Annotated in this window: 12 protein-coding genes and 2 pseudogenes; 9 read left to right on the plus strand and 5 right to left on the minus strand. The window is 69.7% G+C overall.

The window, feature by feature from the left end; genetic code table 11:
• Positions 1–184 precede the first annotated feature (184 nt).
• Entirely contained in the window at positions 185–859 is a 675-nt protein-coding gene (locus tag ACLQ25_RS30320; protein ID WP_425734160.1) for a hypothetical protein, read from the minus strand.
• Positions 860–1,665: 806 nt separating this feature from the next.
• Between ACLQ25_RS30320 and ACLQ25_RS30325 the strand changes: the two genes are divergently transcribed.
• The 4 genes and pseudogenes from ACLQ25_RS30325 to pulA all read left to right on the plus strand — a co-directional run.
• Positions 1,666–3,564 (plus strand): hypothetical protein, encoded by a 1,899-nt coding sequence (locus ACLQ25_RS30325; RefSeq protein WP_425734161.1) that lies wholly within the window; start codon positions 1,666–1,668, stop codon positions 3,562–3,564.
• A gap of 152 nt (positions 3,565–3,716) precedes the next feature.
• Positions 3,717–4,073: pseudogene (locus ACLQ25_RS30330) on the plus strand (Tn3 family transposase); the annotation flags it as partial.
• Between the two features lie 394 nt (positions 4,074–4,467).
• Entirely contained in the window at positions 4,468–4,968 is a 501-nt protein-coding gene (locus ACLQ25_RS30335) for a CAP family protein (protein WP_425734162.1), read from the plus strand.
• A gap of 201 nt (positions 4,969–5,169) precedes the next feature.
• Positions 5,170–8,289 (plus strand): annotated as a pseudogene (gene pulA, locus ACLQ25_RS30340) (pullulanase-type alpha-1,6-glucosidase); the annotation flags it as partial.
• Positions 8,290–8,356: 67 nt separating this feature from the next.
• On the opposite strand, the gene ACLQ25_RS30345 reads toward pulA, so the two are convergent.
• The 3 genes from ACLQ25_RS30345 to ACLQ25_RS30355 all read right to left on the minus strand — a co-directional run bounded on the left by ACLQ25_RS30345 (position 8,357) and on the right by ACLQ25_RS30355 (position 14,218).
• A complete protein-coding gene (locus ACLQ25_RS30345; RefSeq protein ID WP_425734163.1) occupies positions 8,357–10,060 on the minus strand; it encodes a hypothetical protein in 1,704 nt (567 codons plus the stop codon).
• A 284-nt stretch (positions 10,061–10,344) separates the two neighbouring features.
• Positions 10,345–12,237, minus strand: coding sequence for a right-handed parallel beta-helix repeat-containing protein (locus ACLQ25_RS30350; protein ID WP_425734164.1), 1,893 nt, complete (start codon positions 12,235–12,237; stop codon positions 10,345–10,347).
• Positions 12,238–12,730: 493 nt separating this feature from the next.
• A complete protein-coding gene (locus ACLQ25_RS30355; protein ID WP_425734165.1) occupies positions 12,731–14,218 on the minus strand; it encodes an aminopeptidase P family protein in 1,488 nt (495 codons plus the stop codon).
• A gap of 132 nt (positions 14,219–14,350) precedes the next feature.
• On the opposite strand from ACLQ25_RS30355, the gene asnB reads away from it, so the two are divergent.
• A complete protein-coding gene (asnB, locus tag ACLQ25_RS30360) occupies positions 14,351–16,312 on the plus strand; it encodes an asparagine synthase (glutamine-hydrolyzing) (RefSeq protein WP_357128568.1) in 1,962 nt (653 codons plus the stop codon).
• An 84-nt stretch (positions 16,313–16,396) separates the two neighbouring features.
• On the opposite strand, the gene ACLQ25_RS30365 is transcribed toward asnB, so the two are convergent.
• Complete coding sequence (locus ACLQ25_RS30365; protein ID WP_425734166.1) at positions 16,397–17,542, minus strand: lytic polysaccharide monooxygenase auxiliary activity family 9 protein; 1,146 nt, start codon at positions 17,540–17,542, stop codon at positions 16,397–16,399.
• Positions 17,543–17,960: 418 nt separating this feature from the next.
• Between ACLQ25_RS30365 and ACLQ25_RS30370 the strand changes: the two genes are divergently transcribed.
• The 4 genes from ACLQ25_RS30370 to ACLQ25_RS30385 all read left to right on the plus strand — a co-directional run bounded on the left by ACLQ25_RS30370 (position 17,961) and on the right by ACLQ25_RS30385 (position 22,008).
• Positions 17,961–19,097: an XdhC family protein gene (locus ACLQ25_RS30370; protein WP_425734167.1), complete on the plus strand. Its 1,137-nt coding sequence runs from the start codon at positions 17,961–17,963 to the stop codon at positions 19,095–19,097.
• Between the two features lie 61 nt (positions 19,098–19,158).
• Entirely contained in the window at positions 19,159–20,094 is a 936-nt protein-coding gene (locus tag ACLQ25_RS30375; protein WP_425734168.1) for a carbohydrate kinase family protein, read from the plus strand.
• Positions 20,095–20,182: 88 nt separating this feature from the next.
• Entirely contained in the window at positions 20,183–21,106 is a 924-nt protein-coding gene (locus tag ACLQ25_RS30380; RefSeq protein WP_425734169.1) for a glycoside hydrolase family 27 protein, read from the plus strand.
• Entirely contained in the window at positions 21,103–22,008 is a 906-nt protein-coding gene (locus ACLQ25_RS30385; protein ID WP_425734170.1) for an RICIN domain-containing protein, read from the plus strand. Before ACLQ25_RS30380 ends, ACLQ25_RS30385 begins: the two co-directional genes overlap by 4 nt.
• The last annotated feature ends 71 nt before the right edge of the window (positions 22,009–22,079 follow it).

Here is a 22,079-nt window from a genome sequence, read left to right on the forward strand (position 1 = left end):
GTGCTGCCACGGACGACTTCCTCCCCCACGGCCATCAGACCATGGTCAAGAAGCTCCATGAAAGCGGGGGTATCTCACACCCATCGTCATCGCTGACCCGTTCGGCATCAACCCCGGCACCGCCCACCGATGGGCCAAGTTCGCCGGCAACAGCTGGGACGACTACCTTGCCGCCCAATCACCCTCAGCCGGCCAGGATGGCAATGTCGGATTGGAATCGTGGAATGATCTCGTAGTGGGTGTCGAACTGCCCGCTGAACCCGGTGATCTTGACAATCTTGCCCACTGCGAGCTGGGAGAGGTCGATGCCGGGTTGGGTGCTGACGAAGATGGTGAGTTCGCCGGAGCCGTCGTCGACGAGGAACTTGTACCCATACGGCAGGTCTGACGCCGGTGCCTGGGTGATCGTGGCGACCACGCGGGCCAGGCGTCCCTCGCTGGCTTCGCCGACCGTGCCGGTGGCCAGCCGCACCGGGCGGATCGCGGGGCCGGTTCCGCCGATCTTGACCTGGGTGGGATCGGCGGGGACGAGGATGAGCAGGCCGTAACTCTGCTGCAGCTGACCGGTCATCCGGACCTTGTCCCGGGGGACGATGTTCGGGTCCACCGCGGTGCTGACGTAGATGCCGGCGCTGTGGTCCTGCAGGCCGAATCCTTTGTCGAAGGAGCTGGACTCGAGCCAGCCGGAGGGGGTTGTCGCCGTTCCGCTGACCGTGACGACGCTGCCCAGTGGCAGTGTCCGCGCGTGAGCGATGGAGATCGGGTGGGGCCGGGTGGTCGCCGCCGATGCGGGTGCGGTGACGCCCACGGAGGCGAGCATCAGCACCAGCATCAAGGTGCAGCGCCGGGGGAAGGACATGATTGCTTCCTTTCAGTCGGCCGGGGCTGACCGGCCGGTGATGCAGCGGATCGGTCCGTGGACTGGGAGCACAGCTCGTCGCCGGCAGTAGCGGGTCTGGAGACCGCGCTCCAGCGTGACACTGATCAACTCAGATGCATAGGGAAATGGTGACCGATTGACTACAGCAAGTCATCGCGGTAGGTGCTCCGCCGTGACGCGCGATCGAATTCCGGCCACAAAGCCGACGATCGATCCGCCGACTGCGAAACGCCGCTGCGGCGGGGCGCCTGGTCGCATTCGGGGTCACGGGACCTTGGAAAGCCGTCGAGATTTCCGTGATGTCGCTGTCGATCACCGGGGCGCCGGGTGGCGTTCATGGCCGCCGTCGACGCGTTCCTCGACCAACTCCGTGACGGCGTGGCCCCCTGCGCCATGCACCGTCGCGCCGGTGCACCTCATTGCGAGGGGTCGGTGTGTCGGCTTACGGACACCACGTCGAGGATATGGGCCCGCCAGCCAGCGCATGAGCCCCTCGGGACACGCCGATGTGCGCGTCGAAACGCTTGTGAAGTGATCGACTTCTTGACTCTCCGTTATTTTAATGTGACTTTGTGTGTCTGATAGCGCGCGGCTCTCGCGTTGCGCAGGATCACTTAGCCCGGGCTGGTTCGTGCGGCCCGAGTGAGGATCAAGGCGTGTCGAACGTGTCATCGTTTCTGTCCAGACGTCTGCCTGTCCGCCGCTTGGCAGCGGTCGCCGGTGTCGTCTGCCTGAGCATCGTCGGCCAGGTCGCCGTGATGTCGGCGTCTGCCCAGGCTGTACCGGTGGACACCACACAGACCACCGGGCATCTCTCCAAGACCCTGGTTGCGCAGTGGATGGCTCCCGCCCAGGCAGCTCAGGGCGCCCCGGTCTCTGCGGCGTTGCGGCTGACGTCGAGCACCGCGTTGCACGACGTCGTCGTTTCGCTGTCGGGTAAGGGCACCGCCCTGGTGCAGGGCCCGGCGCGACGCTCGATCGCCGCACTGGCCGCGCGGTCGCCGCAGCAGGTTCCGGTGACTCTGCGGGTCAACGCCGGGCAGGGCACGGTGCGCGCCACCGTCACCGCCTTCGACGCCGGTAACACCCCGGTCCGAGCCGCGGTTGAGCTGGACGCCGCTACGGCCGCTGGACGTGTGGTGCTGTCGCGCAGCGGAATGCTCGACGCGCGGGAAGGCGCGCTGGCGTTGGAGCCGGCCGTCTCGGGGCAGCTCAGTCCAGCCCGCCGGCTCGCAGCGCTGAAGACCGCCGGCGCGACGAGCCGCATCAGCTACGCCGCTGCCGCCAAGCCGCCCGCGACGACCAAGGTCACCGGCAAGGTGACCTACCTGGCCAGCGACGGCAGTGAACACCCCGCCCGCCTCGTCCGGGTGGAACTGCGTGACGCCGACGGCAGCGCCGACGGTGTCCTACTCGCCACCACCTCGACCGACGACACCGGTGGCTACACGGCGACCGTTTCGTCGGTGCGCGCTGACGGGACCGAACGCAGCCTGTACATCAAGGTCGTGGCCAGCAGCGACGGATTCATCGTCCGGGGCGTGGGTGAGACGGTCCCGCAAGCCATCGTCTCGGACACCGTGGTGCCCAAGAACAACCTGAAGATCGATGTGGTCGCCAACAACACCGACGACAACAACACCGCGTTCGCCGTCGCCGACTCCCTCGTCACCGCCATGGCCTACACCCGGCGGATCAACAACGGTGCGTTGTTCGCCCCGCTCGTGGTGTCGTTCCCCGACGAGAACGGATCGAACTTCAACTCCGTAACGGGGGTGGCCCGGATCCTCAAGCTCGACCGGTTCGATTGGGACGTCCTGCTGCACGAATACGGACACTTCGTCTCCAGCCAACTGAACATCACCGACAGCCCGGGCGGAGATCACGGCTTCGGCCAGAACCTGGCCGAGGGCCGGACGAAAGACGCCGGAATCAAGCTCGCCTGGGGCGAGGGCTACGCCACCTGGTTCGGGCTCACCGTCGAAGACGCCCTGCAGACCGCGAAGCTGAAGATCCCCGCGGTCGGTGACGACTTCTACGACGACACCGAGGACGCCACGTCGCACGTCTCCATCGGGGACAAGTCAACCGGCCCCAGTCTCGGCGAGGACAACGAACTCGCCGTCGCGCGTACCCTGTGGGGCTTCCGCGCCAACACGGACCTGACCGACACCGAGATGAGCAACGCGATGCGCGATGCCGAGGCGTGGACCCTGTCCGAGGCGGTCGCAGCCCTGGTACCTGCGGCCGGCGCGGCACCGCTGAACGATTCGCAACCCGTGATCGCCGATGCGGTGGCGTACGCCAACGACTTCTCCTGTGTACTCGGCGACCACGCCGTGGCCCCCGCCATCACCTCCCCGCTCCCCGGAGCATCAGCCGCCCCCCTGCAGTCACCGACCATCACCTGGCTGCCCCGAGGCGCCGGACCGTCCCACCGGCTCGACAGCTTCACCGTCCAGTACTGGAGCCCCGACTGGGACCGCAAGATCTTCGAATCCCCGGCCCAGACCGCAACGACCTACCGGGCCCTCGGCCCGGACTGGTCCACGATCGCCGCCAACACCGACAGCAACGGCCGCAAATACCGCTCGGTGAACATCACCGTCAAGGGCACCGGAACACACACCCCGGTAACCGGGCCCTACAAGAGCTGCGGACTTGACCTGAAGATCTCCCGCTGACGCCGGAAGTCTCCCGTACCGGGGGTCACGGACCAATCCGACGATGGGGCGGGTGAACGCCCACTCCAGCGAACTCAGCCGAACCTGTCCACGGCCGGGCACGACGCCGCCAACGACAGGGGGTGGGGCTCGGACCATGCGGTCCGGGCCCCGAGCTGTGCCACTCGAAGCGTCAGCAGAACACGCTGACCAGAGCGATCAAGGAGCGCGGGGCGCTGCGTCGCGCCGTCTACGCCGCCCGCCACCTGGCCGACCAGACGTACCGTCGGCGCGTCTCCCGGCAGCTGAACAAGGGCGAGAACCTGCACGCCTTACGCCGCTCTCTCTGGCCTACGCCGGCGAGGGTGCGCTGCGGCGCCAGCACCACGAGCAGCAGGGCGCGCAGATGTGGTGTCTGACTGGGTGGCCACCAATGCGACTGTGTGCTGGTCCGCGGAGTACCACGGCTCGGCGTGGCCACCCTGTTCCGGGCCGGCCGCCAGGTCGACGACGAGGTCCTGGCGCACATCTGGCCCGCCACCACGAGAACGTCTACTTCTACGACACCCACTCCGTCGACATCGACGGCGAGCTCACCCAGCTCAACACCGACGGCTACCGGCCCCGGCGGACGACCGACGCTTCCGGGCGACCGACGTAGCCCCGGCAGGCCGCTGACAGGGCTCTGCTGCGTTTCTGACGGGCTCAGGTGTGCGGCCTGTCGCGTTCGGCGCGTTCTCGTTCTCGATCGGCTAATTCATAGACCCCGTTCGACTATATACATGCAGTAGTCGAGCGATAACACTTCGGAGGCCGGGGGAGAGGGACGGCCCACGGTCGCCGGTCGCAGCGAGCACCCCGCGTGCGGCGATCACCGCCGGTCTTTCCTTTCCTGGCGTCCATCTACAGAGGAGGTGTCGCACCGTGCGTGCTGGATTCTCGGATCGAACCAACGACGAGTTCCTGCAAGAGGTACTGACCAAGGTCAACGAGTTGCGGGCGAAGCACGGATCGCCGCCGCTCACTCTCGACCCCGAACTCGTGGAGTACGCGAAGTCGCGGGCGGCCTTCATGGCCGAGAAGGACGATCTGACCCACGAGGGCCTGCGGTCGGGCACCGGCGAGAACGCATCGAAGGCGAGCGCCTCGTCCGGCCCCGCAGCCGCCTCGGGAACCGACGCGGTCGAGGGCTGGTACGCCGAGAACAGCAACTACGACTACACCACGGGGAAGAAGATCGACCCCGACCCCTACAAGGCCATCGGGCACTTCACCGCACTGGTATGGAAGAGCACCACCAAGATCGGTGTGGGGCGCGTCGCCGGCCAGAGCGGGCAGTGGTGGGACACCTACATCGTGGCGAACTTTTCGCCGCCTGGAAACATGGGAGGCCAGTACGTGATGAACGTGGTGCCCGCGAGCTGACAACCCGACCCTCGCAGCGGGCGCACCGGCTTCACCACCGGTGCGCCCCAGCCGTCTGCGGCCGATGATTCTCTCTCTGAGATCTCATTCCCGAGGCCGGGAAAGGACGCCTCAGATGTGCGGAGCCGTCCCCAGCAAGCGCAATGGCCGGTAGCCGTCGAATAGCGCAGCTTCGAGATACCGACTCTTCACCGGCAGCCGGGCGCGAAGTCCGTGGGTTTCGTGGTGGTGGACTCCGAGGGCACGAAGGACGTCGCCCAGGACCGCACGATGGACGTCACCCAGACCGGCGAGATCTGGCTCAAGCAGGGCGACGCGACCGTCTATCCGAGCAGGCAGGCGGCCACCGGGCAACCGGACCCGCCCGTCGAGGAAGGCACCGCGGTGATCCACTACCGGCGGGCCGACGGCAACTACGACGGCTGGGGTCTGCACCTGTGGGACGGCGCGGCCAACCCGACCGACTGGGCCAGCCCGCTCGCGCCCACGTCGACCGACGCGTTCGGCGCGGTGTTCCGGGTGCCGTTGGCGGCCGGGGCCACCGGGCTGAACTACATCCTGCACAAGGGTGACACCAAGGACCTGCCCGACGACCAGCGGCTCGACTTCGCCAGCGCCGGACGGGAGGTGTGGCTGCTCGCCGCCACCCCGGGGCGGCTGCTGCCGTCGACCGCGCCCAGCGCCGGAGGGGACACCGACATCGGCAAGCAGAAGGCGCACTGGATCGACCGGTCCACCATCGCCTGGCAGACCCCGCCGACCGACGGCCGGGTGTACGCCCTGGTGGCCGCCCCGGCCGGTGGGGTGAGCGTCGTCGACGGGGAGCTGTCCGGGGCGTACACCAGTCTGCCGTTGCGCGCGCAGCGCAACGGGCTCACCGAGGCCCAGCGCGCGGCGTTCCCGCACCTGTGGTCCCACCGGGCCTTCACGCTCGACCGGGGTGACCTGGCGAAGGTGCCGGCGGCGATGCGCGGGCAGGTCCTGGTCACCGAGCGCGACGCCCAGGGGGAGCTGCTCGCCGCGACCGGCGTGCAGCTCCCCGGCGTGCTCGACGACGTGTACTCCCGGGCCACCCAGGTCACGCTCGGCCCGACCTTCGCCGGCCGGACGCCGAGCCTCGCGCTCTGGGCGCCGACCGCCCGGACGGTGGAGCTGGAACTGTTCGACTCGCCCACGGCCGCGCCGAAGACGGTGGCGATGCGCCGCGACGACGGCACCGGTGTCTGGTCGGTACGCGGTAGCCACGCCTGGATTGGCAAGTACTACCGCTACCGGGTGCAGGCGTGGCAGCCGGCCGTGCAGCGGGTGGTCACCGCGTCGGTCACCGACCCGTACTCGGTGGCCCTCGCTCCGGACTCCACGCACAGCCAGCTCGTCGACCTGGACGACCCGGCGCTGGCCCCACCCGGGTGGCGCACGCTGCGCAAGCCGGCCGGGGTGCCGGCGTCGAAGGCGCAGATCTCCGAGCTGTCGGTGCGGGACTTCTCCATCGCCGACGAGACCGTGTCGGCGCAGCGGCGGGGGACGTTCCTGGCGTTCACCGACCCGGGGACCGCCGGCATGACGCACCTGCGGGCGCTCGGCGACGCCGGCGTCACCCACCTGCACCTGCTGCCGGCGTTCGACTTCGCCACCATCCCCGAGAAGCGGGCCGACCAGCGCCAGCCGGCCTGCGACCTGGCGGCGCTGCCACCGGACTCGGACCAGCAGCAGACGTGCGTCGCGGCCGTCGCCGACACCGACGGTTACAACTGGGGGTACGACCCGCTGCACTACACCGTTCCGGAGGGCGGCTACGCCCTCGACCCGAGCGGGGCGGCGCGGACCACCGAGTTCCGTCGCATGGTGGCCGGAGTCAACGACGCCGGCCTGCGGGTGGTCATGGACGTGGTCTACAACCACACGGCGGCGGCCGGTGTCGACCCGAAGTCGGTGCTTGACCAGGTGGTGCCCGGCTACTACCACCGGCTGCTCGACGACGGCACGGTCGCCAACTCCACGTGCTGCGCCAACACCGCGCCCGAGCACGCGATGATGGGCAAGCTGGTGGTCGACTCGCTGGTCACCTGGGCCAAGCAGTACAAGGTGGACGGTTTCCGGTTCGACCTGATGGGCCACCACCCGAAGGCGAACATCCTGGCGGTACGCGCCGCGCTGGACCGGCTGACCGTCGCCCGGGACGGCGTGGACGGCAGGGCGATCATGCTCTATGGCGAGGGCTGGAACTTCGGCGAGGTCGCCAACGACGCCCGGTTCGAGCAGGCCACCCAGGCCAACATGGCCGGCACGGGCATCGGCACGTTCAACGACCGGCTGCGCGACGCCGTGCGCGGCGGCGGACCGTTCGACGCCAACCCCCGCGTGCAGGGCTTCGCCTCCGGGCTCTACACCGACCCCAACGGTGACCCGGTGAACGGATCGGCGGCCACCCAGAAGGCCCGCCTGCTGCACGCCCACGACCTGATCAAGGTGGGCCTCACCGGCAACCTGCGCGGCTACCGGTTCACCGACACCTCCGGACGTACGGTCACCGGGGCGCAGGTGGACTACAACGGCTCGCCCGCCGGGTACACCGCCGCGCCGGGGGAGGCCGTCACCTACGTCGACGCGCACGACAACGAGATCCTGTACGACGCGTTGGCGTACAAGCTGCCGCAGGGCACCAGCGCGGCGGACCGGTCCCGGATGCAGGTGCTGGCGCTGAGCACGGTGGTGTTGGGGCAGGGCGCCGGGTTCGTCACCGCCGGCACGGAACGGCTGCGGTCGAAGTCGCTGGACCGCAACTCGTTCAACTCCGGTGACTGGTTCAACCAGATCCGCTGGGACTGCGCCAACGGCAACGGGTTCGGCGTCGGCCTGCCACCGGCGCAGGACAACCAGGACAAGTGGCCGTACGCGAAGCCGCTGCTCGCGGACCCGGCCCTGGTGCCCGACTGTTCGGCGATCGGCACCACCGACGCCCGGTACGCCGAGCTGCTGCGCGTCCGGGCGTCATCGCCGGTGTTCGGGCTGAACAGCGCCGAGCAGGTGCAGCGGCGGGTCGCCTTCCCCCTGTCCGGCGAGTCGGAGACCCCGGGCGTGCTGACCATGACGCTGGACGCGCGTGGTCTGGGCGGGCCGTGGACCGCGCTGACCGTGGTCTTCAACGGCACTCCGGAGACGGCGACGCAGACGGTGACCGGTCTGCGGGGGGCGGACGTGTCGCTGCACCCGGTGCTGGTCAACTCGGCCGACCCGACGCTGCGGACGGCGTCGTTCGACCGGGCGACGGGTGCTTTCACGGTGCCGGCGCGCAGTGTGGCGGTGTTCGTCCAGAAGTGAGCGGGGACCGGCCCCCTCCCGCGTCGCGCGGAAGGGGGCCGGTCCGTGTGGTGCGTCGTGCTCTTGATCAGGCGAAGCAGTTCTCGATGGCGCCGCCCGGGATGGCCAGGCAGTTCGTCGGGCGGTTCGCGGTGATGGCGGACTTGTCGTCCACGTTCACCGGCCCGAAGAAGGTGAACACACCGCCCGGCGCGAAGGTCGAGAAGTTGTTGGCGACCTTCGTCTTCGACAGGTTGACCTCGCCGAAGATGTTGAAGATGCCGCCGCCGACCCCGATCGGGCCGATGGCCCGGTTGCCGACGACCTCGCTGTCGCGCAGCGTGGTGACGCTGAAGGCGTTGAAGAGCCCGCCGCCGAAGAAGCCGGCGGTGTTGTCCTTGATGCTGCTCTTCTCGAACGTGACGGCGCTGTCGAAGGCGATGGCCACACCGCCACCGACACCTGCGGTGCTGTTGCGCTCCACCGAGACGTTGTGCAGGTTCAGCTGGCTGTCCGCCGCCGCCAGGCCACCGCCGGCGAGGACCGCGGTGTTCGAGACGAACTTCGTCTCGTACGCCGTGGTGTTGCCCTCGATGTCCAGGTAGCCGCCACCGAAGCCGAGCGTCTCGTTGTCGGTGATCTCGGCCTTCTTCAGCTCGACCGTTCCGCCGTCGACGTCGTCGGCGAAGATGCGCGCGGCGCCGTTGGAGATGCCGCCACCGCCGATGATCGCGGTGTTGTCCTTGATCTTCGACTCCTCGACCTTGAGCAGGCCGGCGTTGAAGACACCGCCACCGAAGAAGAAGGCCGTGTTACGGGTGACGGTGCTGTGCCAGATCTTCGTGGTGCCGAAGTTGGCCACACCGCCGCCGTTGCCGCCGGACTGGTTGAGGACGACCTCGGACTCGATGATCTCGGCGGAGCCGCCCGGCTGCACCAGGATGCCCGCGCCGTCGGTGGGCTCCGGGTACTCCACCAGCGGCGTGACGGCACCCGCATTCGCGGCGGCCGGCGCGGCCTTGGGCGTCACCTTCGGCGCCGCCGTCAGGCCCGCCTTCGGGTTGGCCTGCCGCGCCGTGAGGGCCTGGTCCAGCGGAGTGCCGGCCTTCACCTGCGCCGCGATCGCCTCGGAGTCCGAGTAGGACGCCCAGACGGCCGCCGGCTCGACGGCGTTGTACCGCTCGAGGGTCTGACCACCCTTGATGGTCAGGCCCTTGATGGTGAGGTGTCCGCCGGCGCCGACGTTGAGGATCCGGAAGTAGTCGGCCGTGGCCTCACGGGCGATCGTGGTGTGCTCGCCCTTCAGGGTGATGTTCTCGGTGATGACCGGCAGACCGTTGCCCTGGTAGTCGTTGCGGCTCAGGTTGTAGGTGCAGCCCTTGGCCAGTTCCAGCACACCGCCGTGCTTGTTGTTGGCGAACACGATCGCCTGGATCAGCTTGTCGGTGTCGCAGGGCACCTCCTTCCCACGCTCGTGGTCCTTGTCCCGGTCCTTGTCCTTGTCCTTGTCCTTGTCCTTGTCCTTGTCCTTGTCCTTGTCCTTGTCCTTGTCCTTGTCCTTGTCCTGTTCCTGGTCCCAGTCGCGCCCCTCGTCAGCGTGCTGGTCGCCGTCCTTGCTCACCTGCGCGGTGTTCCAGTTCAGGCCGACCGCCCCGGCGCTGCCCGCGACGCCCACCGCCGCGAGACTGATCACGCCCGTCAGACCGGCCACGCCGCTGGCGAGCCAGAGCTTGCGGCGGCTCTTGGCCGTCGCCCGCCCGGAGGCTTCGTTGTTCGTTAGGTAGTTGGACATCGGAGCTCTCTGCCCTCTCCTCGTACCAGACAGGGTCGCCGCCCTCAGACGGTCGTCCCCTGCTACAAATCGGTTGTAGCTCCCAAAACCACCGTATGAGAATGTTCCTCGCCTCGCGGGCGTATCCGAAACAACCCCACATTAGGTTCATGTTGCCCCGGGACGGCCTGGTCGGGACGTGCCGGGCCGCCAAGCCCCTGACCAGCCCAAATGGGTACGCCCCTCCGTGCCGCAACCGGCTCGGAGGGGCGCTCCCTCTATGTGGATCAGCCATCCGTTCCCGGTCAGAAGCAGCCGGGGACGTTCAGGCAGTTGGTGGGGCGGTTGGCGGACACTGCGGAGTCGTCGTCCAGCCGTACGAAGCTGAAGAGGCCGTTGGAGATCCCGCCCGGCGGCAGGGTGGCCACGTTGTACGTCACCTTCGTCCGCTGGACGCTGATCTCGCCACCGTCCGTGTTGTAGATGCCGCCGCCGCTGCCCAGCGGACCGATGGCCCGGTTGCCCGAGACCTCGCTGTTCCGCAGCGTGACGACGCTGTCCTCGTTGTAGAGGCCGGCGCCGAAGAACCCGGCGGTGTTCTCCTTGATCGCGGTGTCCTCGATCGTCGCGGTGCTGTCGAAGGCGACGGCCACGCCGCCACCCACACCGGCCGTGCTGTTCCTGGCCACCGTTGCCTGCTTCAGGGTGAGCTGGCTGTCGGCCACGGCCACGCCGCCGCCCGCCAGGACCGCCGTGTTGTCGGTGACCTTCGTGTCGTGCAGGGTCGTGGTGCCCTCGACGTCCAGGACGCCGCCACCGAAGCCGAGCGTCTCGTTCTCGGTAATCTCGCTCTTGTAGACCCAGACCGCGCCACCGTCGACGCCCTCGGTGAAGATGTCGGCCGCGCCGTTGGCGATGCCGCCGCCGCCGACGATGCCGGTGTTGTCCGTGACCTTCGACTCGTCGACCTGGAGCACTCCGGCGTTGAAGATGCCGCCGCCGTAGAAGAAGGCGGTGTTGTGTGCCACGACGCTCTTGCTGAGCCGCGCCGAGCCGAAGTTCGCCAACCCGCCGCCGTTGCCGCCGGACTGGTTGTAGAACAGCTCGCTGTCCAGGATCTCGGCCCGGCCCCCGGGCTGTACGAGCACCCCGGCGCCGTCATTGAAGCCGGGCTCCTCCACCAGCGGCACCACCGCCGTGCCAGCCGCCGTCACCGGCGTAGCCGTGGTGGAAGGCTTTGCGGAGGTCGCCGCCTTGGCCGTCTTTGCCGTTGCCGGCTTTGCCGCTGTTGTCTCTGCCGTTGCCGGCTTGGCGGCTGCCGTCTTTGCCGTTGCCGTCTTGGCGGTCGCTGCCGATGGCTTCGCTGCCGTCGCGGCGGCCGGCTCGACCGCTGCCTTTGCCGCTGCCGCGGCGGCCGGTTTGGCCGCTGCCGCTGCCGCCGGTTTGGCCGCTGCCGCTGCCGCCGGCTTGGCCGCTGCCGCTGCCGCCGGCTTGGCCGCTGCCGCTGCCGCTGCCGCCGGCTTGGCCGCTGCCGCTGCCGCTGCCGCTGCCGGCTTCGCGGTGGTCGCTGGGTTCGCCGCAGCCGGCTCGCCAGCGGCAGCCGTTGCCGTCGTGGTCCGGACGGAGGTCGAGTACGAGCCCCAGACCGCCGCCGGCTCCACGCTCGCCGCCCGTTGGATGGTCTGCCCACCCCTGATGCTCAGGCCCTTGAGGGTGAGGTTTCCGCCCGGACCCACGTTCAGGATGCGGAAGTAGTCGGCGGTGGCCGCGCGGCCGATGACCGTGTGCTCACCCTTGAGGGTGATGGACTCGGTGATCACCGGAAGGCCGTTGCCGTCCTGGTTGCGGGTCAGGGTGTAGGTGCAGCCCTTCGCCAGTTCCAGGACACCGCCGTCGCCGCTGTTGGCGAAGGTGATCGCCTGGATCAGCTTGTCCGAGTCGCAGGGCACCTGCTTGGTGCGGTCCTTGTCGTGGCGCTTGTCGGCACCGCCGCGATCGTCGAAACCGCTCCAGTCGTCGCCGCTGGACTCCTCGTCGCCGCTTGCCCTGCTCTCGTCGGCGTTCCCGCCGTCGTCGCTGACGGTCTGCCGGTTCGTCGACGGCTGGGCGTCGGACACCCGGTCTGAGGCGGGTTTGTCGTCCCGCGCGGCGATACCGCCGAGGGCGGCCAGGCCCACCACCCCGGTCAGGCCGGCCACGCCGGCGACCCACAGTGCCCGTCGTCGTCGTGTTGGCGGCGCCGTGGAAGCCCCGCCCTCGGTACTCGTTATGTCATCGGACATCAGAGCCTTCCGCCCTTCCTACTACCAGACGGGGTCGCACCGCCCGCAGCGCCACGACCAGCTACAAATGGCTTGTAGCCTCTGATGCCCACCGTATGAGAACTATCTTCGCGAGGCGGACGTATCCGAGAAAACCCCGCATATAGCGCCCGTTAAGGGATCGGGGTGACAGGAAGGACGCGATCCACTCGGGTTCGCGGAAAGCGCGGTATCCGAGCGCCCACGACGCCCCGGCATCAGGGAAGTCGAGTCGATCATGCGCGAGTCGGCCGCGCGGGCCGGGCGGGCAGGGCCGGGCGGGCGGACGAAAGGGGCCGGGCGGGCGGACGAAAGGGGCCGGGCGGGCGGACGAAAGGGGCCGGGCCGGACGTTGGGACGTCCGGCCCGGCCCTGGGGTCGTACGGGCGGGTCAGCCGGGCAGGCGGGGCCCGGCTTCGCGCTGCTCGGCCAGCCAGGTCTCCACCTCGTCGGAGGTGCGCGGCAGGCCAGCCGAGAGGTTGACCGCGCCGGTCGCGGTGACCAGGACGTCGTCCTCGATGCGGATGCCGATGCCGCGCAGCTCGGCGGGGACCAGTTCGTCCTCGGGCTGGAAGTAGAGACCCGGCTCCACGGTGAGGACGTAGCCCTCGCCCAGGGCGCCGTCGCGGTACGTCTCCTTGCGGGCGTTGGAGCAGTCATGCACGTCGATGCCGAGCATGTGACCGAAGCCGTGCAGCGTCCAGCGCCGGTAGACCGAGGACTTCTCGTCCATGGCCTCGTCCACGCTCACGGGCAGCAGGCCCAGGTCGGACAGGCCCTCGGCGAGCACCCGCATACAGGTCAGGTGGACGTCCTTGAACTTCACGCCGGGGCGGATGGCGTCCATGCCGGCCTGCTGTGAGGCGTACACGATGTCGTAGACCTGGCGTTGCAGGGCGGTGAACCGGCCGTCGACCGGCAGCACCCGGGTCACGTCGGCGGTGTAGAGGTTGCGCCCCTCGACCCCCATGTCCATGAGCAGCAGGTCACCCGGGCGGGTAGCGCCGTGGTTGTGCACCCAGTGCAGGATCGTGGCGTGCTCGCCCGCGCCGACGATCGAGCCGTACCCGACGTCGTTGCCGTCGTGCCGCGCGCGCAGCGCGAAGATCCCCTCCAACAGCCGCTCGGAGACGGCCCGGTCGGCCGGCAGGATGCGGGCCACGTCCTCGAAGCCCCGGACGGTGGCGTCGATCGCGTCCTGGAGCTGGCCGATCTCCCACTCGTCCTTGACCAGCTTCAGCTCCGAGATGGCGATGGCCAGCTCCCGGTCGCGGGCCGGCTGACCCTCGGCGCGCGGCCCGTCGTACGGGCGCACGGCCGCGTCCACCTCGGCGTCGAAACCGCGCAACACCCGGGTACGCCCCGGAGCGAGGTCGGCCAGCGCCGCCTCCAGCCCGGTCAGGTCGGCGGTGGGCAGGTCCAGTTCGGTGGACTTCTCGCCGAGGGTGTGCCGCCGGCCCACCCACAGCTCACCGTGCCGGCTGCGGAAGAACTCGTCGGTCTCCCGGGACGAACGGGGCCGCATGTACAGCGTCGCGTCGTGGCCCGAGCCGTTCGGGCGCAGCACCAGCACGCTGTCCGGGTCGTGGTCACCGGTCAGGTAGGCGAAGTCGCTGCCCGGCCGGAACGGGTACGCGGTGTCGTTGGCGCGGACCTTCTCGCCGCCGGTCGGGATGACCAGCGTCTCGCCCGGGAAGGCGGCGGAGAGCGCGGCCCGCCGCTTGGCGTAGTTGGGGACCTCTGGACGTGGCGTGACCGGGAGTTCGGTGTCGCGCCAGCCCTGCCGCATGAACGACAGGAACGCCTCCGGGAAGTCCGGATCGTGCGATTCCGTGCCGTCTGTCGGCGTACCCTCGGTGCTTTTGCGTTCCTCGGTCATTGCGCCGCTCCCCTCCGCTCGTGGCTGGTCCCGACGGTACCGCGCGCCCGGTTCGCGGTGGTGACGGCCGGGAGCGCCCGGAACGACGGACGGCTGCGACGGGCCGACGGAGCGCGTGGAAAGATGACGACCATGTGCGGACTCCTGGCCTTCTTCAGCGCGAACGGCAACGCCGCCGCGCACCGCGACCACATCGCCGGAGCATTGGAATGCCTGCACCACCGCGGCCCGGACGAGACAGGGGTCGAGGTGGTCGGCGACGCGTCCGGCCGGTACGCGGACGGAGTGTTCGCCCACAAGCGGCTCGCCATCATCGACGTCGCGTCGAGTCACGAGCCGCTGCCCTACGCGAACGGCCGTTACCTGCTGACCTTCAACGGTGAGATCTACAACTACATCGAGCTGCGCGACGAGCTGATCCGGGACTTCGGCGCGCAGTTCGCCACCGCCGGTGACGGCGAGGTGATCGTCGCCGGTTACCACTACTGGGGCGAGCAGGTGCTCACCCGGCTGCGCGGCATGTTCGCCTTCGTCATCTGGGACCGGCAGGAGCGGCGCGCGTTCGGCGCCCGCGACTACTTCGGCATCAAGCCGCTGCACTACTTGGAGACCGCCGACGGCCTCTACCTGGCGTCGGAGAAGAAGGCGCTGCTGCCGTTCGCGCACAGCAACTACCAGGGCGACGCGGGCGTGGACGCGGCGAACCTGAGTCACTACCTGACCCTGCAGTACGTGCCGGAGCCCGGCACGCTGCATAAGGGCATCAGCCGGATCGGCTCGGGGGAGTATCTGACCTGGACCCCGGGCGGGCGGATCGACGTACGGCGGTGGTACCGGCCGGTGTTCCGGCCGGCGCCGGTCGACGACGAGCAGAAGCTGTACCACGAGATCCGCGAGACGCTGCGCGAGAGCGTCCGCATGCACATGCGCTCGGACGTGCCGGTCGGCTCGTTCCTGTCCAGCGGCATCGACTCGACGGCCGTCGTCGCGCTGGCCCGCGAGTTCAACCCGAACATCCTGACCTTCACCGTCGGTTACGACGTCCCGGGTTACTCCGAGATCGACGTCGCCCAGGACTCGGCGCGGCACCTGGACGTCACCACCATCCCCACCAAGATCGGTCCGCAGGACATGATCGACGCGCTGCCGAAGATCGTCTGGCACCTGGACGACCCGGTGGCCGACCCGGCGCTGGTGCCGCTGTACTTCGTGGCGAAGAAGGCCGCCGAGCACGTCACGGTGGTGCTCTCCGGTGAGGGGGCCGACGAGTTCTTCGGTGGTTACACGATCTACCGGGAGCCGCTGTCGCTGGGCACCGTCAACGGTCTGCCCGGTGGCGTGCAGAAGGGGCTGCGGGCGGTCTCCAAGGCCATCCCGCAGGGCGTCAAGGGCAAGAGCTTCCTGGAGCGGGGCACCACCCCGATCGAGGAGCGCTACTACGGCAACGCCCGGATGTTCACCGAGGAGGAGAAGCAGCACCTGATGCGCCGCTACGACCCCTCGGTGCGCTACACCGACGTGACGGCCCCGATCTACGCCGAGTGCACCGAGCTGGACGACGTCACCAAGATGCAGTACGTCGACCTCTACACCTGGCTGCGCGGCGACATCCTGGTCAAGGCAGACCGGATCTCGATGTCGCACTCGCTGGAGGTGCGGGTGCCGTTCCTCGACCGCGAGGTGTTCGACGTCGCGGCGAAGATCCCGGTGGACCTGAAGCTGCCGCCGCGCTCCGACGCCACCAAGTACGCGATGCGCCAGGCGTTGCAGGGCGTCGTCCCGCCGGCGATCGTCAACCGTAAGAAGCTGGGCTTCCCGACCCCGACCCGGGTGTGGCTGCGCGGCGAGATGTACGAGTGGGCCCGCCACGTGCTGAGCACCTCCGGCGCGGGTGACCTGCTCGACCTGTCGTACGCGCTGCGGCTGCTCGACGAGCACAAGCGGGAGGAGTTCGACCACTCCCGCAAGGTGTGGACGGTGCTGATCTTCTGCATCTGGCACGCCATCTTCGTGGCCAAGACGCTCGACCCGGGCATCCAGCGCAACCAGTCGGCCCTGCTGACGAAGCCGGTGGTCGGTTCCATGGTCCGCTGACCGGACCCCACCCTGTCGATCAAGAGGTTTGCGTCACCGGAAGCGCTCCGGATGACGCAAACCTCTTGATCATTTCAGGGGACCTCAGCGACGGGCGCAGGTGACCGTCGGGAGGCTGTTCGTTCCGGTGCTGCTGGCCAGGAAGCCGAACGATGTCGTGCCCTCGGGCGCGACCGTGCCGTTGTACTGGACGTTCGTCGCGGTCACCGATGCGCCGGACGTCGTCTGGGTGGCATTCCAGACCTGGTTGATCACTTGGCCGCTGGGCCAGGTCCAGCGCGCGGTCCAGCCGGAGAACGGCGTGCTGCCGTGGTTCATGATCGTGACTTCGCCCTGGAATCCGCCCTGCCAGGTGCTGGTCACCTTGTAGACGGCCATGCAGTCACCGGTCGGTGCCGGCGTGGTCGGCGGCGGGGTGGTCGGCGGGGGCGTGGTGGGCGGGGGCGTGGTGGGCGGCGGGGTGGTCGGCGGCGGCGTGGTCGGCGGCGGCGTCGTGGGCGGCGGAGTGGTCGGGTTCGACCCGCCCGGACCCACCCCGGTCACCTGACCGCTACCACCGTCGAACGTCACGTCCGAGCAGCCGAAGAAGTTCTCCTGCGAGTCCGAACGCACCCAGCGGGAGTAGATGATGTGCCGGCCGCTCTTGCCCGACGGCAGGTTGCCGCTGAAGTAGTAGTGACCGTCGTTGGTGCCGACCGCGCCGCGCTGCGGCGGGTTGGTCACCGTCAGGAACGGCTCCTCCAGATCGCTCCAGGCCAGCGCGCGGGTGGGGCTCCAGCTGTCCTTCGTCACGTAGAAGTAGAAGGTGCCCGGGTGGTGCGCCCAGTTGCTGTACTTGAAGTCCAGCCGCGCGCCGGACGTCAGGTGGGTCAGCGGCCAATCGGTGCGGGCCAGGTCGTAGCCCCGGTAGCCGGTGTTGCCACCGCTGCACAGCTGCCCGTCCGGGATGAAGCCGGTGGTACGGCCACCGGCATCCGAGCGCAGCACGCTGAACCAGTTGTAGAGCGAGTTCGTGCCGCTCTGCGCCACGGCGGCGGCACACGCCGGGTTGTTCGGCCTGATCTCGCCGGTCTGGCTCATGCCGTCCTGCCAGCAGAGGTAGGTGCGGGCGCCCGGCGTCATCGCCGCGCCGTGCGCGGCCGCCGGTTGTGGACTGGACGCCAGGGCGACGGCGCCCAGCGCAAGGGTCAGGGCCGCGGTGAGCACTGCGGCCGTACGGGAACGGTTCACGGGTTCTCCTGACTCGCGAGGCGTGCCGCCCGAGGCCGCCCCGCCGCAAGCGGATACGACGATCACCCTGGCGCGCCCCGGCAGAAGATCGGCCGGCGGACACGCGCCATCAACGGTCCTGTCCTGGACCGGTGCCCTCGCGTCCAACAACCCGGCAACCGGCGGCGCGACAGCCCTCGCACCACCCGGTACGGGCCATCCCACCACGTCGCCCGCCACCAACGCAATAGTCGGTCCTCGATGCGTCAAACACGGCTGGTCGGCGTCGGAGCCTCGGACTTCTATCCGCGCCGGCAGGATCCTTCCTATAGTGATGGTCTGCCCTTCCTACGGCGACAACGACCGTCCGGGCAGAGCGCCCGCCTCGGGTCGTCTTACGCCGCCCGTAGCGTCGCGCAGACGAAGGAGGCGGCAGCGCGTGCCCGACGTGTTCGACGAACTGCACCGCCGCTGCCGGGCCGGCGAGCAGGTCGCCCTGGCCACCGTGGTCGCCACCTGGCGATCCGCGCCGCAGCCGCCCGGCGCCGCCATGCTCGTCGCCGCCGACGGCACGGTCACCGGCAGTGTCTCCGGCGGCTGCGTCGAGGCGGACCTCTACGAACGGGCCCGCCACGTGCTCGACACCGGCGTACCGGAGCTGGTCCACTACGGCGTCAGCGACGACGAGGCGTACGCCGTCGGGCTCACCTGCGGCGGCCTGCTGGACGTGTTCGTCGAGCGGTTCGACGGTGATGCCCTGGCGCAGCTCGACGTGGTTGCCGGCGCGCGACAGGCCGGCGAACCGGCCGCGGTCGTCACGTGCGTGGCCGCCGATGCCGGTGACACGTCCGACCCGGCGGGGCGGCTGGGTCGCCGGCTGGTGCTGACCGGGCGGCGGGTGACGGGCTCGCTCGGCGACGACCGGCTGGACGACGCCGCGGCCGACGACGCGCTCGGGCTGCTCGCCGCCGGGCACAGCGGCATCCTCGGGTACGGCTACCAGGGACAGCGCCGGGGCAGCGGCCTCAGTCTCTTCGTGGCCGCGTACGCCACCGCGCCCCGGATGATCGTCTTCGGGGCGATCGACTTCGCGGCGGCGGTGGCGCACATCGGCGCGTTCCTCGGCTACCGGGTGACCGTCTGCGACGCCCGGCCCGTCTTCGCCACCGGCCGGCGTTTCCCCGAGGCGCACGAGGTGGTGGTGCGGTGGCCGCACCGCTACCTGCGGGACGAGATCGACGCCGGCCGCGTCGACGGGCGCACGGTCATCTGCGTGCTCACCCACGACCCGAAGTTCGACGTGCCGCTGCTGGCGCTGGCCCTGCGCCAACCCCTGGCGTACGTCGGCGCGATGGGGTCGCGACGTACCCACGACGAACGGCACGAACTGCTGCGCGAGGCGGGGCTCAGCACCGCACAGCTCGACCGGCTGGCCTCACCGATCGGGCTGGACCTCGGTGGTCGTACCCCCGAGGAGACCGCGGTCAGCGTGGCCGCGCAGATCGTCGCGGCCCGCTGGGGCGGCAGTGGCCGCCCCCTGGCCGCGACCGACGGGCCGATCCACCACGCGGACTGATCCCGCTGTGCCAGCCTGAGGCGAGACGGCCGTCGCGGCCGCCGATGGCGAGGGGGCTCCGATGGGGTACGCGGTGGTGCTCGGCGAGGCGCTCGTCGACCTGCTCGACAGCGACGTCGACGGGGAGCGGGTCTACCGGCAGGCCATCGGTGGCGGCCCGCTCAACGTCGCCGTCGGGGTGACCAGGCTCGGCGGGACGGCTGAGTTCGTCGGCTCGCTCGGTGACGACGTGCTGGGCCAGCGGATCCGCGATTTCCTGAGCGGGATCGGCGTCGGCCTGGCCGGTGCGGTCACGGTGTCCGTGCCGACCACGCTGGCGGTGGTGACGTACGCCGGCCCGGAACCGGACTTCCACTTCTACGGCGAGCCGCGCTCCTACGGCCTGCTCGGCCCGGCCGACGTGGACCTGGCGCTGACGGAGGGCGCCGACGTGCTCTACTGCGGCTCGATCGTGCTGCTCGAGCCGGGCACGCTGGCCGCCGCCCGCCGAGCCTGGTCGCTCGCCACCGGCCTGCGGGTCCTCGATCCGAACGTCCGCCCCCGACTGCTCGACGGACCGGTCGCGCTGGACGGGTTGCGGCAGGTGGTGGCCGAGTTCGCCGCGGGCGCGCACCTGGTCAAGTTGAGCAGCGCCGACGCCAGGCTGCTGTATCCGGGTGAGCCGGTCGAGGGGGTTGCCGCGTACCTGCGGGAGTTGGGCGCGTCCACCGTGGTGGTGACGCTCGGCCCGGCCGGCGCGGTGCTGGCCGCCGCCGAGGCCGACCCGGTGCGAGTGCCGGCGCCGAAGGTGGACGCCGTCGACGCCACCGGCGCCGGTGATTCGGTGATGGCCGCGCTCATCGCCGACCTGCTCCGCGACGGCGAGCCGGCCGATCCGACGGGCTGGGTCGATTCGGTGGCGTTCGCGCTGCGGGTCGCCGGTCTGGTCTGTGAGTCACCGGGCGGGGCCACCGCCATGCCCACCCGCACCGAGGTCGAACGCCGCTTCGGCGGTTGAGGGTGGGTGACGGCTGGTTGACGGCCCTGTTATGTGAACGTTAACATCGGCGTCTGCCTATTTCCTGCGTGTTATCCGGGAGGCTCCGATGAGACTCGTCCTGGTACCACCGTCATTCCGCCGCCTCGCCGCCGTGCTGGTCGTCGCCCTGGTTGCCGTCGGCGGCGTCGCCGTCAGAGCGCCGGAGCCGGCGCACGCCTGGGACAACGCAGTGGCCAGCACCCCGCCGATGGGGTGGAACAGCTACGACTCGTTCAACTGGAGCGTCACCGAGGCCGACGTGCGGGCGAACGCCGACTACATGGCCACCAACCTGCGGCAGTCCGGCTGGCAGTACATCGTCATCGACTGGGGGTGGTACTACCCCGGACGACACAACAACAGCCCCAGCCAGGACGCCAACCTGCAACCCCGGCTCCGGATGGATGCCAACGGGCGGCTGCTGCCCGACACCACCCGGTTCCCCTCCGCCGCCGGTGACAACGGGTTCAAACCCCTGGCCGACTACATCCACGCCCAGGGCCTGAAGGTCGGGGTCCACCTGATGCGGGGCATCCCCCGCCAGGCGGTGGCCGACAACGTCCCGATCTCGGGCACCAACTGCCGCGCCAACCAGATCAACAACAGCACAACCGCGGCCTGGCTCAACCTCATGTGGGGCCTGAACATGTCCAACCCCTGCGCGCAGAGCTACCTGGACTCGGTGTTCCAACTGCTCGCGTCCTGGGGGATCGACTTCGTGAAGGTGGACGACATCGCCGCGCCGACCTACCGGCAGGCGGAAATCGAGGGCTACAAGCTGGCGATCCAGCACAGTGGCCGTCCGATGGTGCTGAGCCTGTCGCCCGGCGCGACCCCGCTGGCCAGCGGAAGCCACGTCCAGGCCAACGCGCACATGTGGCGGATCGTCAACGACCTCTGGGACAACTGGTCGTCCGTCGACGCCCTCTTCGACCAACTCCGCAACTGGACCCCGTACCGCGCCACCGGCGCCTGGCCCGACCGGACATGATCCCCATCGGCCGGCTCTCCAAGTACGGGCCCGTCGGCTCACCGCGCTACTCCAACCTCACCTCGGACGAGCAGCGCACCCTGATGACACTCTGGGCGATCAACCGCGCGCCGCTGATGTGGGGCGGCAACCTGGTGGAGAACCGCGCCTCGGAGCTGGCGTTGATGACCAACACCGCGGTGCTGGCCGTCGACCAGAACAGCGCGAACAACCGCCAGCTCACCGGCGGCACCCGGCAGGCGTGGACCGCCGACGTGCCGGGCAGCACCGACCGGTACCTCGCCCTGTTTAACCGCGAGAGCGGCGCGGCGAACGTCTCGGTCAACCTGGCCGACCTCGGAATCGGCTCGGCCACCGTGACCGACCTGTGGTCCGGCGCGGCCCTCGGCACGGTGACCGGGACCCTCACCCGTTCGCTCCCGGCCCACGGCGCCGGGCTGTACCGGCTGACCCCGGGAAGCACCGTGCCCGTCCCGACCACCTACACCCTCGCCGCCCAGCACAGCGGGAAGCTGTTGGACGTCTCCAACAACGCCACGACCGACGGCGCCGACATCGTGCAGTGGAGCGCGAACGGGCAGGCCAACCAGCGGTGGCGGTTCCAGGACGCCGGTGGCGGCTACCAGACGGTGGTCAGCGCGCACAGCGGCAAGTGCCTCGACGTGTACGGCGGCGCGAGCGCCACCGCCGACGGCGTCCGGGTCACGCAGTGGACCTGCAACGGGGGCACCAATCAGCAGTGGCGCGTCCAGGACGCCGGCACCGGCGTGGTCCAGCTGATAGCGAGGCACAGCAACAAGTGCCTGACCATCCTCAACGCCGCCACCACCGACGGCGCCCGAGCCGTGCAATCCACCTGCACCGCCGCCACGAACCAACAGTGGCGCCGCACGGGGGTCTAGATGATCGATTCCAAGGGATGTGGGACCGCAAGTAGACGCGAGGGCGTCCATGATCGGCGTTGTCTAGGCAA

This window comes from Micromonospora sp. DT44, from assembly GCF_049841635.1.
Lineage (GTDB): Bacteria > Actinomycetota > Actinomycetes > Mycobacteriales > Micromonosporaceae > Micromonospora.